The organism is Paenibacillus ginsengarvi (assembly GCF_003626695.1).
Lineage (GTDB): Bacteria > Bacillota > Bacilli > Paenibacillales > NBRC-103111 > Paenibacillus_AB > Paenibacillus_AB ginsengarvi.
Map to the genome: position 1 here is coordinate 188590 of NZ_RBAH01000003.1, position 15288 is coordinate 203877.

Here is a 15288-nt window from a genome sequence, read left to right on the forward strand (position 1 = left end):
TCATATGGGAATGAGAGGAAGCAATACCAATCGGCCTCTCTCGAAGGAGTTATGGAATGGATGAAAACGGCAAAGCAAAAAGCCCGGGAACAGATTCGTTCCGGACTTCCAGACCTATCCCTGCTCTGCGCGGCGTGCCCAAGCGCTTCAGCCGCAATCGTTCATCACGTATTGTTCGGCTGGTGGTAGGCCTGGCCGCTTTGCTTCAGCTCCGCCAGCTCCTGCTTCTCCTCCGCCAGCATCTCTTCGGCCAGCTCCACGGCCGTTTCGTTGTGGCTTAGGCCGGCTTGGTCGACAGCCCGCTCCGCTTTGGCGACCGACTGCTCCGCTTGCGAGATCGTTTGCTCCGACGGATGAGACTGCGCCTGGGTAACGGCTTCGTGCGCGTGCTCCACCGAATTTTGAGCCTGAGAGATCGGGTTTTGCGATTGCAAACTGGAATCGTACTTCATTGTGCGCGCCCTCCTTCTTGAGTGGGTAAGCCTTTGCCGCGTGACCTGCAGCCGCCTGCGGCATCGCGGTTCACGTTTTACTATGAGAATAAGGACTCATTTTTATGCGCGGGCGGCTAACGTGCAGGAAAATTCCACCTGTTCGTCAAATACCAATTTATCTGGGAGGGATTGCCTGTGCTGCGCGTCTTTATAAGTTCGACCATCCGCGATCTCGCGTTTGTCCGTTCGAGTCTGGCCGGACAAATCGAATCGCAGCTTGGTCATCACGCGGTCGTCTCCGAATCGATCGAATTCAACTTTACCGGAACCGGCAACATCGTCGACAGCTGCATGGAGGAAATCGAGAAGTCGGACGTGTATTTGCTCGTCATCGGGGAACGATACGGCAGCATCGTGCCGGAATGGGGCATCAGCATTACGCATGCGGAATACCGGCACGCGCTCGCGACAGGCAAGCCGGTACTCGTCATGGTGCTGAACCGGATCTGGATTTTGTACCAAGACAACTCGGCTTCGCTGGAGTCTCCTTTGAAACAGTTCATCGAGGAGGTTGCGAGCAATTTCGCCCGCAACGTTAAGCCGTTCGATCATTCGGAAGACGCTTTCGCCTACATCCGGGCGCAATTGTCGGTTTTACTCAAAAATTATGTGCGTACCGGACTGAATCCGCTGGAAGTTCATGATATAATAAGGACAAGCAGGGTGCATGAGAGCGCGAACCGGTTGTTCGTCTCACTGCTCGAGAACAGCACGCACGCGTCTCCCGACTATGCCCGCATTTTGGCGGTGTTCATTCAGGAGCTGCAAACCGGGGAAATCCGCAATCATCTGGTGCAGATTCAGCTCAGTCAAGTGACCGGAGCTACGCTGTACCGACTGTCGGCCGACGGGCAGCGTCTCGTCAAGCTCGGCAGCGCAGGCAATGTGGGCGGACGCGAGTCGTTTCAGGTAACCGACGCGACCAGCTACGTATCGCAAACGTATTTAAGCGGAAAAACGGAATTATTTGAAGTAGAGAAACTCGGGTTCCGTGAATATATTAGTTGTGTTCCGATTTCGAAGCAGTTCATCGTCACGCTGCACTGCTTCCTGGAGAAGCAAAGCCGGGGCAAGTTTCATTCCCGGATCGTGCTCGACGAGATTACAAACAATAACCAGGTGCTGTTCGGCATCTTGGCCTTATTTCTGGAAAGGGTGTGAGGACGATGGCCAAACGCAGCAGCGGCAAGGCAAACGAAGCGATAGTCCCGCGTAAAACCGAAAAGGAGTCCGATACGCTGTATACGAACGGCCCGTCGGTGCTCAAGGGCGACGTCGTGTTTCGCAAAGTAGCTTCGATCCCGACCATCTTCCTCCATCCGCGGGACGCTTTCGCCAAATTAAAAGCATGACCGCCCGCCTCCCGCGAGGCGACGGCAACGCATGAACAAAGCCTCTCCCGCCGGAGAGGCTGTTTGTTTTCGCATACGCCAGCCGTGTCGGGGTACCAAATCTACATCCCGCCGAACAAATCGAGCTGCACTGGAGGCTCCGGCAGTCTCGGGTAGCCGAGACCGAGCATCCCGGCCAGATCGAGCGCGTTCTCAGCCGCATCCCCGCCGGAGTTGTTGTTGAAAATGACGCATACCTCCTTCGACTGCTCGCTCAGTTGTGCGAGTCGGCCGAGCCATTCCGCCAGCTCGTCGCGGCTGTACCGGTACAAATAGCGCACATCCCGCCAGTTCGGCTGCCCGCCGCTGTTCCAGCCTTCCGCGTTGCGGCCGTGAAACCGGACAATCGTCAGCTCCGGATGCGTGGCGACGGCTACTGTCGGAACCGAGCCCGCCCCCGCTTGAGGTTCGTCGCAGACGCTATGCGCCCATCCTTCGCGGCGCATAAAGGCAAGCGTCTTCTCGCGCATCTCCGGCTCAAACCAGCTCTGGTGCCGGAATTCCAGCGCGAGCGGCACGTCGCCCATCCATTCCTTCGCCTGCCGCAGCTCGTCCACATGCTTCCGCGAGCAGTCGAACCAAGGCGGATATTGAAACAGCACCGCCTTCAGCTTGCCCGCATGGGTAAGCGGCCGAATCGATTCGCTAAAGGCCGCAAACGTGGCTTCCGGCGATTCGGACGCCGGTTTTCCCCGCTGATGGCCGGTCATCCCCTGGTACGCCTTAACCACGAAACCGAACGTTTCCGGCGTCTCCTGCGCCCATTTTACAAAATTGCGCTGCGGCTGGATGGCATAAAACGAGCTGTCCACTTCCACCACCGGAAACGTTTTGCCGTACACCCGCAGCTTATCGGACGCCCCGGTCCCCGGCGGATACAACGCCTCATGGTCGCCCCAGCCTGCAAGTCCGATCCTGATCATAGCCTTTCCTCCGAAATACATAGTGTTCCCACCCATTGTATCACAGCACGCCGTTCGGTTCGCAATAGGCCTGCTTTCCTCGATCGATACCAATGCTTCACAAGACGTCGTCGTTCGAATTATCTAAATTTTCTAAAAAAATATTAAAATACCCTCTTAAAAAGAAATCGTCCTTCGAATCCTATACCTACAACCCGTAATCGTTAGCCAAAGACCTCAGTACCGACAATTCTATTGAAGGTGGTGTTGGATCGTGGGATGGATGATTATGCTGTTGGCCGTGCTGCTCATTGCATGGTTCGTAATGAGAGGCCAAATGTGGAAGACGCTGCTTGTCGGAAGCGGGGATAACGCGGAAGACATCGAGGCGAAGTATGCTTACTTGAAGTCGAATGACATCAGATGCCAGCTCCGATCGGAAGCCGCGGCAGGAATGGGAATCGCCGACCCGTCCGTTAGAAGCCGTTCTACCGTTAAACTGAATGTGCATAAGAACGATCTGGAGCGTGCCGGCCGGCTTCTGGACGAATACGGCAAAGTTCCGCTTTCCCTATAGCCTGAACCGATTGATCGAATACCGACGAAGAAAAGCCATGCCGACTTGCTCGCGCATGGCTCTTCTTTGTGCCCGAGAGTGCCCAACCAGCGCTTACGCCTCTTCCTCCAGACGACGGAACACTTTCAGAAACGCCTCCGGCGGCTGCGCCCCGGACAGCGCGTACTTGTTGCCGATTATGAAAAACGGCACGCCGGTAATACCGATGCGCCTCGCCATCGAGAGGTCTTCCTCCACCTGTGCGCTTCCCTCGCCCAGGTCCAGTCGGGAGCCTAGCTCTGCGGACGGAAGTCCGGCTTCGGCCGCGATCTCCAGCAGCACCGCCCGGTCTCCAATATTGCGGCCCTGCTCAAAATAGGCGCGGTGAAACGCCTCGACCAGTCCCGCCTTGGACTCGTCCGGGACGAGCGCGATCAGCTCGTGGCTGAGCCGGGTGTTCGGCATATATTCGACCTTGTCGAAATCAAACCCCAAACCGACTGCCGCGCCCGCCTCGACTACGCGGCCGAGCATGCCTTCCTTGGAAAACTGCGGTCCGTACTTTTGCCGCATCGTGCTCATGAAGGGCAGCCCTTCCTTCGGTACGGTCGGGTCGAGCATATAGGCCCGCCAGCGGATCTGCGGCGTCTCTCCTCCGCGCTCCGCAAGCGCCCGGAACAAATTCGCCTTGCCGATCCGGCACCACGGGCATACGTTGTCCTGGAATATATCGATGATCACCTTGGCCTTCGCCTCCTGTCGTTCAGCCCGTTTATGGCCGGGCTCTTGCTATCAGTTTACCCGAAATCGGACCTTGGGGAAACGTATGGTATAGTTAAACGTAATAGGATATAAAGCACCTATAAGGAGGAAGTCCATGTTCCGAAACGATTATATAGTGCGAATGATCGAGCAATTTTCCATTACGCTCGGCACGCTGCTCGGCTTGAAGCGCGAGCTGAAGCCGCAGGAAGCGCTGGAGCTGATCGGGGAGACGTACAAGCGGCTGTTCGGCCTCAATCCGGGCTTGATCCGGGCGCTGTCCGAGCGCGATCTGGCCGATCTGCTAAGCCGTAGCGGGGAGGCGACGGACGAGAAGCTGCTCGTTATCGCCGGACTGATGAAGGAAGAGGCGGAGCTGAGCCTCATCCTGGACAGGACGGGCGACAGCTACCGGCTGAACGTCAAGGCGCTCAATCTGACCTTGATGGCCGCCCGCGAACAGTCGGCTATCCCATGGATGGACGTATCCGGCCAAATCGGCGAGCTGTTGGACCTGCTGGCCGGCTACGAGCTGCCCCCTTCGTCGAAACAGCTGCTCTGGCCCTATTTCGAGTCGGAGGGCCGGCTCGCAGACGCCGAGGATGTGCTGTTCGAGCTGCTGGACGAATGCGCGGACGGAGAGGCAGCGGACGGAAACGATGCGAAAGCTTGCGGAGAATGGGTGGAGCAGGCTTTGCAGTTTTACGAGCGGTTGCTTGAGCTCCCCGAGGATGTGCTGGAAGCGGGGAACTTGCCGCTCGGCGAAGTGCGGGACGGACTGGCCGAGGTCCGCAAAATGGCCGCCGATCGCGGCGCGGAGGCCCAACCTCCGTCTTAAGTTTCTCGCGCGTCAGCTGTTCTCTTTTTCTTCGTCGAACAGCCCCATCTCACGGGCTTTGCGGGCCGCATCCTTGCTGCTGCCTCCGCCCAGCTTTTTGAGAATATGGCCGACATGCACCTTGATTGTCCGAAGCGAGACGACCAGCTTGTCGGCTATCGCCGATTGCGACAGCCCCCTGTCGATCATCTCGAGCACCTGCAGCTCGGACGGCGTTATTTTTTCCTGAAGCTCCTTCTTCTTGTACCGCTGCTCGAGCTGGGCGAGCCGCTTGAACTCCTCCCGCATCTGCGCCGCGGCGGCTGCGCTGATCGGCGACAAATCCGCGTGGGCGCTGCGTATCGCGGCGGGAATTTTTTCGAAGTCGGATTTGATCAAATAATCGATCGCGCCGGCCCGGAACGAATCGAGCATCAGCTCCTTCAGCTCCATCGACGTCAGCATCAGCACTTTGGCCGAGCCGCTCAGCAGCACTTGCCGGGCCAGCCCGATGCCGGCCACCTCGTCCGCCAGCATAATATCCATCAGCACGACGTCATATTCCAGCTCGCGGATCGCCCGCTCCGCCTCTTCGCTCGTCGAAGCGCAGGCGATGACCGATATATCGGGTTCAGCGCCCAAATAAGCGCTCAGTCCTCTCAGCCAGTCCGCATCGTCCTCCACGATCAGGACGCGGATTTCGTTCATACGCCCTTACCCCCTCTCCTTTTGTGCGGAAACCGCATTACCGCCGTCGTTCCCCGACCCGGCTGGCTGTACAGGTCGAACCCGCCGCCATGCTTGCGCATCACCTGATAGCAATAAGACAGTCCGAGTCCGAAGTTCATCCGGCGATCCCCTTTGGTCGTAAAAAACGGTTCCATGACCTGCTTGAGCAGCCTTCTGTCCATACCCGGCCCCGAATCCCTGATCTCCACGATCGTGCTTGACTTCGTCTCGTACAGCTTCACGGTAATGTCCCCGCCGCCTGGCATCGCTTCGATCGCGTTCGACAGCACGTTGTTCCACATCTCCGTCGTCTGCGCCCGGTCGCAATACAGCTTCGTCCCATCCGGCACATCCAACTGTATGCGCACAAGCTCCGAATCGGCGGCGAGCTGCTCGCACAGCGACTCCAGCATCGACTTGGGATCGTTCCATTCCGGCCGCAGCGCCAGCTCCTGCGTCTGATCCTGCACGCGGGCGATCATGTCCTGAATGTGCCTCGTCGCCGCCAGCACCACGGCGATATCCGCGGCCAGCTCCGGCTGGTTTGTCCGTTCCGCGTAGGCACGTATTTTTTCGCCGAACAGCTTCGTTTTGCCGACGTCGTTTTTAATCGCATGGTTCAGCACCGCCGTTCCGGATGTGACGGCCCGGATCGAAACGTCCATCCTCCGGGTTTGAATCAGGAAGCGGATGCCGAGGAAGCCATAGCCAAATATAGCCACGACAAACATAAGTACCGCAAACGCGATAATCCATATGTTGTATCGCCACATTTCGATAAACCCAAGACTCGGCAGCACATAGTTCATCACCGAGCACAGCAGCACCGCAGGCACGATGGCGAGGCTGGTCAGCCGGTCGCTCAGCCGCAGCGACGAGTGGCTTTCGCGCTTGCCGATAATCCAGATCGAGGCCAGCACGACGTAAGGGATCGCCCACAACGCCGTAAGCCGGTACGGGATTGGATGGATCGGCTGCACCGCAACAAGCGTGGCCGCGATCGGCAGCAGAAGCACCAGCGCCATCCCTTTTCGCAGCCGTGGGGTTATATGCACCGGATTGTAGCTCAAGGCGAACATGGCGAATGTGTAAGGCAATCCGTAATATTGCGTCAGCGAGGACAGTTTCCGAACTCCCTCCATTAGCGTCAGCAGCCCTTCGGCAGCATTGCGTTCGGTCGCATAAGGCAGCAGGCTGTCGCCGATGACAGCGGAAAGCGCTCCCGACCCGCCGCAGAAGGCAACCCCGCTCAGCCAGCGAATCGAGCTTTTGCGCCGGTCCGTTAGCAGCAGCACAGTCCCGATACCCCACAGCGCTAAAAGCACAAACAGCATCGTTCCCCGTTCCTCCCCCGCCATAACCTCGATAACGACAGTATTATACCACGGAAGCTCTTCCTCATCTTGCAAGAAACGTAAGGAATTGCGTTTATTTCTGCGGATGTAGACGTGCTGGCATAGCCGAGCGGACATCAGAAAAGTATAGCTTGTGGATGACGGCCCCCTTATCCCCAATATATACACAACTTATCCACAACCATGGTATAACTTTAGCATACAAAAAAACCGGCCGCTGGAGAGCGACCGGATTTCATTGCTGCGTTTTTTACTTGGCTCCCGGATCGTACGAGCTTTTCAGCGATACGATGCGGTTGAACACCGGCTTGCCCGGGGCGGAATACTTCGAATCGACATTGAAGTAGCCGTGGCGGAAAAGCTGGAACTTTTGCTGCGGCTGAACGTTCGCCATGTCCGGCTCCACGAACCCGCTCACCACTTCCAGCGAATTCGGGTTAAGCCGCTCCAGGAACGTGTCCGAATCGACCTTCTCATCCAGTACGAGCGGCTCGTACAGGCGAAATTCAGCCGGGATGCCCGCAGTCGCATCCACCCAGTGAATCGTCCCCTTCACCTTGCGGCCGGTAAAGCCGCTGCCGCTTTTCGTCTCCGGGTCGTACGTGCAGCGGATCTCGACGACATTGCCGTCCTCGTCCTTGACCACTTCCTCGCATTTGATGAAGTACGCGCTCTTCAGGCGCACTTCATTGCCCGGATACAGGCGATGGTATTTCGGCGGCGGATTTTCCGCGAAATCGTCCCGCTCGATCCAGAGTTCCCGGGAGAACGGAATTTGCCGGTTGCCCATCTCCGGATTTTCCGAATTGTTCTCGGCCTCGAGCATTTCCGTCTGCCCTTCCGGGTAGTTCGTAATGACGACCTTGAGCGGCTGCAGCACAGCCATCGTTCTCGGCGCCGTCAGCTTCAGATCCTCACGCACGAAGTGGTCGAGAAACTGCGAGTCGACGGTTGAGATCGCCTTAGAGACGCCTACCTCACGCAGGAAATTGCGGATCGCTTCCGGCGTGTAGCCTTTGCGGCGCATCCCGGTAATCGTCGGCATCCGCGGATCGTCCCAGCCGTCCACGGCTTTCGAATCGACGAGCTGCTTCAAATAACGCTTGCTCATGATCGTATTCGTCATGTTGTAGCGGGCGAATTCGTATTGGCGGGAAACGTGCTCCAGCCCGCATTCCCGGATCACCCAATCGTACAGCGGACGATGGTCCTCATACTCGAGCGAGCAGAGCGAATGCGTCACGCCTTCGAGCGAATCGCCGATCGGATGCGAGAAATCGTACATCGGGTAAATGCACCAGGCATCGCCCGTTTTGTGATGAAGCGCATGCAAAATGCGGTACAGCACCGGATCGCGCATGTTGATGTTCGGCGACGCCATGTCGATCTTGGCGCGGAGCACCCGGCTTCCTTCCGGGAACTCTCCTGCACGCATGCGCTCGAACAAGTCCAAGTTTTCCTCTATGCTGCGATCGCGGTATGGGCTGTTCTGACCCGGTTCGGTCAGCGTTCCCCGCGCAATCCGCATGTCCTCCGGCGACTGGTCATCGACGTAGGCGAGTCCTTTGCGGATCAAAGCTACGGCAAGCCGGTAATTGTCCTCGAAGTAGTCGGACGCAAAATGCAGCTCGTCCCATTCGAATCCGAGCCAGCGAATATCGTTTAGAATGCCTTCGACATACTCCGTATCTTCCTTGACCGGATTCGTATCGTCAAACCGCAAGTTCGTCCGGCCGCCGAACTCGTCAGCCAGCTCGAAGTTGAGGCAGATCGCTTTGGCATGGCCGATATGCAAATAGCCGTTCGGCTCCGGCGGAAACCGTGTCACGATCTGACCGACGCGACCCTCTTTCAGATCTTCCGCCATGATGGTTTTAATAAAGTTGGATGATGCCGATTTCGTCTCCATCTCTTTCCCGGTGGCCTCCCCTTTCGCCGATGTATGCGGCTCGCACTATATCTCTCTATCATACACAATATTTGGCGAAAATATAAGGTACTTGTACGGAGGCGAAAGGGGGGCGCCGGGGGACTTAAGAGACGGACTCGTATGCGCCTGCCGGTGAGCTAGTGATCGGGCTAAGTAATCGGCAAGCGACTCCAGGCCGAACTCGGCGGCGATGTCCGCTACAAAATCGTTTCCCCCATCAACGCAGCGATCAGCTCGACGGCCGCCCGCGCCGTCTTGTTCCGCTCGTCGAGCGCCGGGTTCACCTCGACGAACTCCGCGCTCGTCACGACGCCGGATTCGGCCAGCAGCTCCGCCACGAGCAAGCTTTCGCGCAGACTAATCCCCGCAGGTATGGGCGTTCCGACGCCAGGAGCGTCGTCCGGATCGACGCCGTCGAGGTCGAAGCTGAGATGCACCCCGTCCGTGCCCTTGGAAGCTCTCTCGATCGCCTGCTCCATAACGCGGGAGATGCCGAGCCGGTCGATCTCATGCATCGTATAGACGGCGATGCCCTTCTCCTTCAGGAACCGCTTCTCTCCCGGATCGAGCGAACGCGCCCCTACAATCACCGTATGCTCCGGACGCACTCTTGGCCCGCTTCCCCCGATGTTCGTCAAATGCGGATGCCCGTACCCCAAAATAGCAGCCAACGCCATGCCGTGAATATTGCCCGAAGGCGACGTCTCCGCCGTATTGACGTCCCCGTGGGCGTCATACCAGATGACGCCGAGGCTACTACGGCGGCGTATCACGCCCGACACCGTGCCGATAGCGATGCTGTGGTCACCCCCGAGCACGAGCGGAGAATTTTCGCGGACATCCATCTCCGCAACCGCTTCGGCCAGTTCCCCCGTCACCCGGGTTATCTCGTACAAATATTTCAGATTCGACTCCGGCACCGAATCGTATCCTTTTGCCCGGCGGACGATCAAATCTCCGTCGTCGCGGACCGCATAACCAAGCTCCTCCAAACGCTGCTGAAGCCCGGCGCAGCGAATAGCGCTCGGACCCATATCAACGCCGCGGCGGTCAGCCCCTAGATCCATCGGCACGCCGAGGATCGAGATACCCCGGTTTTTTCGAAGTTGCATAACGCTCGCTCCTTTCGGGGGTTGTAGCGGCTTGCAGTCAGGCTAGGATAACACCTGCTCGACCCGCTCCAAAGCGAAGTTCAGTTCATCCCGGCTAATAACGAGCGGAGGAGCCAGCCGGATCGTCGACTTGTGTGTCTCCTTACACAACACGCCAAGCTCCATCAGCCGCTCGCAGTACGGTCTGGCCGGTCGGTCCAGCTCTATGCCGATGAAAAGCCCTCTGCCGCGAATATCCTTCACGACCGGGCTAACCACCGACCGCAGCCGGCCAATAGCATATTCGCCCAGCTCTCGCGACCGATCAGCCAGCCGCTCCTCCGCGAATACGTCCATCGCCGCAATGGCGCAGGCGCAGGCGAGCGGATTGCCGCCGAACGTCGAGCCATGCGAGCCGGGATCGAAGACGTCCAGCACATCGCGATTCGCCGCCACGGCGGATACCGGGTACACGCCTCCACCTAGCGCTTTGCCAAGTATATAAACGTCCGGCTCCACCTGCTCCCAATCGCAGGCAAAAGGCTTTCCCGTCCGACCGAAGCCGGTCTGGATCTCGTCCGCCAGCAGCAGGACATGGCTCCGCTTGCACAGCTCCGCCGCCTCCCGCAAAAATCGGTCCGGCGGTATGAGGATCCCCGCCTCACCTTGAATCGGTTCGACCAGAAAAGCGGCCGTATTAGGAGTAAGCGCTTGCTCCAGCGCTCGAATGTCTCCATAGGGGATCGTTCGAAAGCCGGGGGTAAACGGCCCAAACCCTCTTTTGTACTCGGGAGCAGAGGAAAAGGAGGTGATCGTTACCGTGCGTCCATGAAAATTACCCTCGCATACGACGATTTCCGCACTGCCCTCGGGAACGCCTTTCCTATCGTACGCCCAGCGGCGCGCCGCCTTGATCGCCGTCTCCACCGCCTCCGCTCCCGAGTTCATCGGCAGAACCATCGTTTTGCCGGTGAGACCTGCAAGCTTTTCGTAGAAGCTGCCCAGTTGCTCGTTATGGAACGCTCTGGAGGTGAGCGTTATGCGATCCGCTTGCTCCTTCAGCGCCGCCACGATTTTCGGATGACGGTGACCGTGATTGAGCGCCGAGTAGCTGCTCAGCATATCCAAATACCGGTTCCCTTCCGCGTCCTCGACCCACACGCCTTCGCCGCGCACGAGCATTACCGGCAGCGGGTTGTAATTGTTCGCGCCGTACCGGGCGATACTGTCTAGAGCCGTATTCCGGTTATCCATCCTGTCGCCTCCCCGCCTATCGCTATGCGGTGTAACTACTTCAGCATATGCTCGGAGCGGGCAAGCGGGCACACGACAGAAGCAACGGGGGCAGCAGGTAGTTCTAATGCGGCTATGCGGACACAAAAAAATCGCCGGACCCAAGGCCCGGCAGAAGTAAGGGGGATTATTCAAAAGCCGTTACCGCACAATGGCGATATCGGAAGAAGTAACTTTCATGATGGCCGTCCCGATCGAGCTTTGGATTTTGCCGGTTGCCTGCACATAGTCTCCTTGCCGGATCACCGCGTCTCCGTCTACGCAAAGCAGAATCGAGCCGGTTTGATCCTCGATGCGAACCGTCAGGCTTCCATCGGATTTGCGGGCTGGTTCGGCGATTGCTTTTCCGATGACAGTGACCCGGCTTCCAGGCAAATCATACGCTTCCAGAATCGATAGCGCCGGGGCAACGCCCCCGCTTGCTTGCGGTTCCCCTGTAGGCACTTCGGCCGCAGCTGCGTAATCGATATGCCGGTAAACGGCATCGTGCATCATCATCAGCATAACGATCAGCAGCAAAGCGAGTCCGACACGAATCTTCCCCATCCACATGGCGACAGCCTCCCTGTCTCGTTCACTTGATAAGTTACTTCTAGCTTAACCATCAAGTGTTAACGCGAATCGCGCCTTATGTAAAAAGATTATGAAGGCGGCGGGTTTGGGAGGGAGGATGAGAGGGAAGGGGAAATGGAAGGCAGGGCTACTCCGCTCGCTCTGGAACAAATACGTGCAAAGGCTGGCCGGATGCTTTGCGCAGCTCGTTTGCCAGCCTTACTACGCATTGTTATTTTCGAGTAGCTCCTGCACATCTTCGCGAATCTTTGTGGGCACCTGCTCGATTGTCTTTTCGCCTCGCCGTATGAGCTCGGCGTAAGTTTCTTTTATTCGGTCCAGGTCCAGGTTCATCCTCATTCCCCCTACTCTTCTGGCATAATAATAGGCAGCATCATTTCGAATAATTCTGTTATGGCCAACATACTAATAGTGCTTTGCTGCTCAAGTCTCGCTATTTCTTGCTGGTCCGTCTTCGGGCTCGGCGCATTTCGAATATTGTCAATCTCCTGCCGTGTCAGCCCCTCGATCCAAAATGCTCGGAGGTCGACCTGCAGCGGCGGCTGTGACGGCTCGTCCTCTGAATCTGGATCGTAAGCGGCCAGCGCTGCACAATAGGCGTCCATAGCGTCGTCGTAAGCCGATAATGCAGCTTTCCATGTGGTCAAGTCGTAGCGCGGCTTAAACAGGCCGGAAGGAACCGGGACGGCCACACGGTAGCCGATAAGGATCGGTTCGGGAAGCTCGGGGGCTTCATCGGCTTCCTCTGATTCTGGAGGCTCAGGTTTCTCGTAGATCGGCGTAATGCCATACGCTCCGATGGATACTAGCACCGGCTCCAAGTAAAATCCGTCAAGGTCAATCATGATTGCTTCTTTCACGAGTTAAACCCTCCCTCCTAATCTAAATTGATAGTAATTCCGCTCAAATTAACCCATCCATCAGACGGTAAATACTCGACCACCAGGTTGCCGTCTATGTCATATACAAATGCTCCGATGTCTACGGCACTAGGCACTGAACAAACAACGCTAATTCGCGAATTCCTTTTGGGTTTAAAGGGTGTCTTTAATATCAATGTCCCATATGAGTAAATCCCGCTTTTCATCGACCCTTCAAACTCAAGCTTGCCTGCTGTGGTTACCCTATATCGTGGGATGAGTGTCGAATGCTCTGTTACCCAACCATTCAGCAATGTCGCAGTTATCCATTGCGGCTGCTGCCTATCGCTCTTGACGTTCTGTGACACGGACACATCCCGGCGAAGCTCGGTAATCGCCTGAACTGTATCGTCTACCGTTTCCTTGATGTTCGGTGTTACGGCCCCAGTTATGGACGTCGGAGCAATGCCAAGCTGGTATGTGTCCAGCACCAAATAGGTGACGCTGTAGGCGGCAGTATTGTCATAGTTCGCTTCGGGAGTATAGGTTCTTTCATTTCCAAAAGTAAAAGTATCAACGTTGTCTCGCTTCCATCTCCTTTTGTCCGAAATACTACCTTTATAGTTATCTAGGAAACGGTTGACACGATTTTTTGTTATTGAGGTTGCGTATCTCTTATCAGCGATGTGGTAAACCCTCTCTGACAAGTATGGATTTGCTGCTTCACGTACCACGACGCCCGTTCCCATTTCGACTTGACTTGGGCCGTCGAACAGCATTAGCTCGCCTTCGTAGTTGACAGGCTCGTCGACGGATTGCGCGAGTTGGTATATGAGACGATAAGGAGTCCAGTCCGGATACGCGTATGATGAACTTGAAGGAACTGTTGTAACGGTCGCAGGCGGATTGCAATCTTGCCCAACCTTGTCTCTTCGAGTCCAAAACTTTTGTTCGGTATTTGATGGGTCATTATATAAGTTCCAGCCACCGGACGAGATTTTCCAGCCATTGAAATACGCCTTAATCTCTTCCTGTGTCGGCGTGTAATCTTGGCCCCAACCTGAATCGGCGTTGCTTATCAGTATCACGACGGTGCTATCATTATTTGCAAATTGATCGGCTGCTGTACCAGTTACGCCGTATGTTACTCGTGTTAATGGTCTGTCGTCATATTTGATAGCTACACCTGTATTTGCAATCGGATTTGCAAGTGGTGTGTAGACATTTTTTACATCCGGTGTATCCGCTCCCCCATATGTCCACGCAAGTGAACCATCCAGCACCATTTCACGAAATCGTCTAACCACCCTCGGCTTGCTATAGCCATTCATGTAGAGTTGATCCGCTACGCTGCCATCCTCGTTCGAACGCAACTGGCAATCTGGCAGATACATATAAGACGGCTGCTGCGGCTCGAATGGAAGAGCTGTAGTACTTACGCAGAACATCGGCATGTCCCAACTATATGACCCATTTGGAAGTGCATCAACGCTGCAAAAAACTTCAGCGTGTGATGCATTAATTGGAGCTGTAATCGTATAGGAACCGCTATCTCCAACTGCGTTAGCAATCATTGTTCCACTAGAATCAAATATATTAACCGCGATTAAGGCGTTATGACTTGCTGAATACATGTAAGTCCGCCCTGGAACAACTGGTACTTTTGTAAGACTATTTTGCCAGTCCGCAGTTTTATTTAATGTTAGTTTGTACGGTGAAGTGATAACCGCTGTTGTTTGCAAAGATGTCCACTCCGAAAACGGTGGCAGCAGATTCTTACCTTTATTCTCGACATACACCGCGTTGACATGCTTCATATCGTCGACATACGGATACATTGCTGCGATCTGCTCGGCGGTCATGGTGTCCAGCGCGTTATATTCGGTTAAAGAGATTTCGTAGATGCGTACGCCGTCTGCGAAACCGTATTGACTGCCAGTCGTTCCGGTGACATTATCAACAATTACGTCAATATAGCTTGCAACTGCTGATGGCCCAACGGAGTATTTAAGCCATGCAAGCGAAAATTTAGATGTGTCTGTTATATCGGTAGAGGTAGGAGAACCTCCACGTACTGTTAATCGCATTAATGCAGCTGTCACAGGCTTAAGTTCGGCTAATGCTATATAGTATTTATTCGCTTGCCACGTAACAGTATGTTGCATCCAACCTCCTGTCTGTCCAGTGTTAATTGTTATTTTCATGCTGCTGTTTCCGTAGACTTTATTTGCGGAATCTGTAGCAATTGAAACGTTGCCATAGGAAACCCATCTATTCACATCTTCGCAGTTCCCATCCCGGCCCAACAAGTTAACCAGCGTCCGCCCGGTAATCTTCATATCCTTGAACCGCGATTTGCGGCCCGCGTGGACAATGCTGACGCCCTGCGGGATGGTGACGGGGATGGGATCGGCAGGGGAAAGGTCCTCCTGCAGCTCCGCGATATCCGCAGCGTTGTCGTTAATCTCCTGTCCGATTCCATTGAAATCGGTCTCCGTTACGACCTCATCATATTGCCAGTTCGTACGTGCCAAT

16 protein-coding genes are annotated in these 15288 nt (G+C 55.9%); 4 read left to right on the forward strand and 12 right to left on the reverse strand.

Features of this window, described 5'->3' with window-relative positions; translation table 11 throughout:
* Positions 1 to 164: 164 nt before the first annotated feature.
* Positions 165 to 452, reverse strand: coding sequence for a hypothetical protein (locus D7M11_RS05785; RefSeq protein WP_120746213.1), 288 nt, complete (start codon positions 450 to 452; stop codon positions 165 to 167).
* 177 nt (positions 453 to 629) lie between these two features.
* Here D7M11_RS05785 and D7M11_RS05790 point away from each other — a divergent pair, with 177 nt between their 5' ends.
* Both D7M11_RS05790 and D7M11_RS05795 read left to right on the forward strand, forming a co-directional pair.
* The gene (locus tag D7M11_RS05790) at positions 630 to 1655 is read left to right on the forward strand and encodes a DUF4062 domain-containing protein (RefSeq protein ID WP_158606476.1); all 1026 of its coding nucleotides are present in this window, start codon (positions 630 to 632) and stop codon (positions 1653 to 1655) included.
* Between the two features lie 5 nt (positions 1656 to 1660).
* On the forward strand, positions 1661 to 1846 hold the full coding sequence (locus D7M11_RS05795; RefSeq protein WP_120746215.1) for a hypothetical protein: 186 nt from the start codon (positions 1661 to 1663) through the stop codon (positions 1844 to 1846).
* Positions 1847 to 1947: 101 nt separating this feature from the next.
* Here D7M11_RS05795 and D7M11_RS05800 read toward each other — a convergent pair whose 3' ends face one another.
* Entirely contained in the window at positions 1948 to 2808 is an 861-nt protein-coding gene (locus D7M11_RS05800) for a DUF72 domain-containing protein (protein WP_120746398.1), read from the reverse strand.
* A 253-nt stretch (positions 2809 to 3061) separates the two neighbouring features.
* On the opposite strand from D7M11_RS05800, the gene D7M11_RS05805 reads away from it, so the two are divergent.
* Positions 3062 to 3364, forward strand: a complete 303-nt coding sequence (locus D7M11_RS05805; RefSeq protein WP_120746216.1) for a hypothetical protein — start codon at positions 3062 to 3064, stop codon at positions 3362 to 3364.
* Positions 3365 to 3457: 93 nt separating this feature from the next.
* Here D7M11_RS05805 and D7M11_RS05810 read toward each other — a convergent pair whose 3' ends face one another.
* Complete coding sequence (locus D7M11_RS05810) at positions 3458 to 4084, reverse strand: DsbA family oxidoreductase (RefSeq protein WP_120746217.1); 627 nt, start codon at positions 4082 to 4084, stop codon at positions 3458 to 3460.
* A gap of 136 nt (positions 4085 to 4220) precedes the next feature.
* On the opposite strand from D7M11_RS05810, the gene D7M11_RS05815 reads away from it, so the two are divergent.
* On the forward strand, positions 4221 to 4943 hold the full coding sequence (locus D7M11_RS05815) for a DUF6483 family protein (protein WP_120746218.1): 723 nt from the start codon (positions 4221 to 4223) through the stop codon (positions 4941 to 4943).
* Positions 4944 to 4955: 12 nt separating this feature from the next.
* On the opposite strand, the gene D7M11_RS05820 is transcribed toward D7M11_RS05815, so the two are convergent.
* The 9 genes from D7M11_RS05820 to D7M11_RS05860 all read right to left on the reverse strand — a co-directional run bounded on the left by D7M11_RS05820 (position 4956) and on the right by D7M11_RS05860 (position 15287).
* Positions 4956 to 5630, reverse strand: coding sequence for a response regulator transcription factor (locus D7M11_RS05820; protein ID WP_120746219.1), 675 nt, complete (start codon positions 5628 to 5630; stop codon positions 4956 to 4958).
* A complete protein-coding gene (locus tag D7M11_RS05825) occupies positions 5627 to 7060 on the reverse strand; it encodes a sensor histidine kinase (protein WP_193556123.1) in 1434 nt (477 codons plus the stop codon). Before D7M11_RS05825 ends, D7M11_RS05820 begins: the two co-directional genes overlap by 4 nt.
* Positions 7061 to 7256: 196 nt before the next feature.
* Complete coding sequence (locus tag D7M11_RS05830; protein ID WP_120746221.1) at positions 7257 to 8915, reverse strand: glutamine--tRNA ligase/YqeY domain fusion protein; 1659 nt, start codon at positions 8913 to 8915, stop codon at positions 7257 to 7259.
* Positions 8916 to 9133: 218 nt separating this feature from the next.
* Positions 9134 to 10048 (reverse strand): arginase, encoded by a 915-nt coding sequence (rocF, locus tag D7M11_RS05835; protein ID WP_120746222.1) that lies wholly within the window; start codon positions 10046 to 10048, stop codon positions 9134 to 9136.
* 42 nt (positions 10049 to 10090) lie between these two features.
* Positions 10091 to 11281 (reverse strand): ornithine--oxo-acid transaminase, encoded by a 1191-nt coding sequence (locus D7M11_RS05840; RefSeq protein ID WP_120746223.1) that lies wholly within the window; start codon positions 11279 to 11281, stop codon positions 10091 to 10093.
* A 180-nt stretch (positions 11282 to 11461) separates the two neighbouring features.
* Positions 11462 to 11872: an OB-fold nucleic acid binding domain-containing protein gene (locus D7M11_RS05845; protein ID WP_120746224.1), complete on the reverse strand. Its 411-nt coding sequence runs from the start codon at positions 11870 to 11872 to the stop codon at positions 11462 to 11464.
* Between the two features lie 222 nt (positions 11873 to 12094).
* Positions 12095 to 12226, reverse strand: a complete 132-nt coding sequence (locus D7M11_RS05850; protein WP_120746225.1) for a CD1375 family protein — start codon at positions 12224 to 12226, stop codon at positions 12095 to 12097.
* 11 nt (positions 12227 to 12237) lie between these two features.
* A complete protein-coding gene (locus D7M11_RS05855; protein ID WP_120746226.1) occupies positions 12238 to 12753 on the reverse strand; it encodes a hypothetical protein in 516 nt (171 codons plus the stop codon).
* A 17-nt stretch (positions 12754 to 12770) separates the two neighbouring features.
* Positions 12771 to 15287 carry a hypothetical protein gene (locus D7M11_RS05860; RefSeq protein WP_120746227.1) on the reverse strand — a complete coding sequence of 839 codons (2517 nt, stop codon included), beginning with the start codon at positions 15285 to 15287 and terminating at the stop codon, positions 12771 to 12773.
* Position 15288 lies beyond the last annotated feature (1 nt).

What these genes read in the sequence shown, in the direction of transcription:
- D7M11_RS05785 (WP_120746213.1), bottom strand. Translation starts at nt 452, where the DNA reads ATGAAGTACGATTCCAGTTTGCAATCGCAAAACCCGATCTCTCAGGCT.
- D7M11_RS05795 (WP_120746215.1), top strand. Translation starts at nt 1,661, where the DNA reads ATGGCCAAACGCAGCAGCGGCAAGGCAAACGAAGCGATAGTCCCGCGT.
- D7M11_RS05800 (WP_120746398.1), bottom strand. Translation starts at nt 2,808, where the DNA reads ATGATCAGGATCGGACTTGCAGGCTGGGGCGACCATGAGGCGTTGTAT.
- D7M11_RS05815 (WP_120746218.1), top strand. Translation starts at nt 4,221, where the DNA reads ATGTTCCGAAACGATTATATAGTGCGAATGATCGAGCAATTTTCCATT.
- D7M11_RS05820 (WP_120746219.1), bottom strand. Translation starts at nt 5,630, where the DNA reads ATGAACGAAATCCGCGTCCTGATCGTGGAGGACGATGCGGACTGGCTG.
- D7M11_RS05830 (WP_120746221.1), bottom strand. Translation starts at nt 8,915, where the DNA reads ATGGAGACGAAATCGGCATCATCCAACTTTATTAAAACCATCATGGCG.
- rocF (WP_120746222.1), bottom strand. Translation starts at nt 10,048, where the DNA reads ATGCAACTTCGAAAAAACCGGGGTATCTCGATCCTCGGCGTGCCGATG.
- D7M11_RS05840 (WP_120746223.1), bottom strand. Translation starts at nt 11,281, where the DNA reads ATGGATAACCGGAATACGGCTCTAGACAGTATCGCCCGGTACGGCGCG.
- D7M11_RS05845 (WP_120746224.1), bottom strand. Translation starts at nt 11,872, where the DNA reads ATGTGGATGGGGAAGATTCGTGTCGGACTCGCTTTGCTGCTGATCGTT.
- D7M11_RS05850 (WP_120746225.1), bottom strand. Translation starts at nt 12,226, where the DNA reads ATGAACCTGGACCTGGACCGAATAAAAGAAACTTACGCCGAGCTCATA.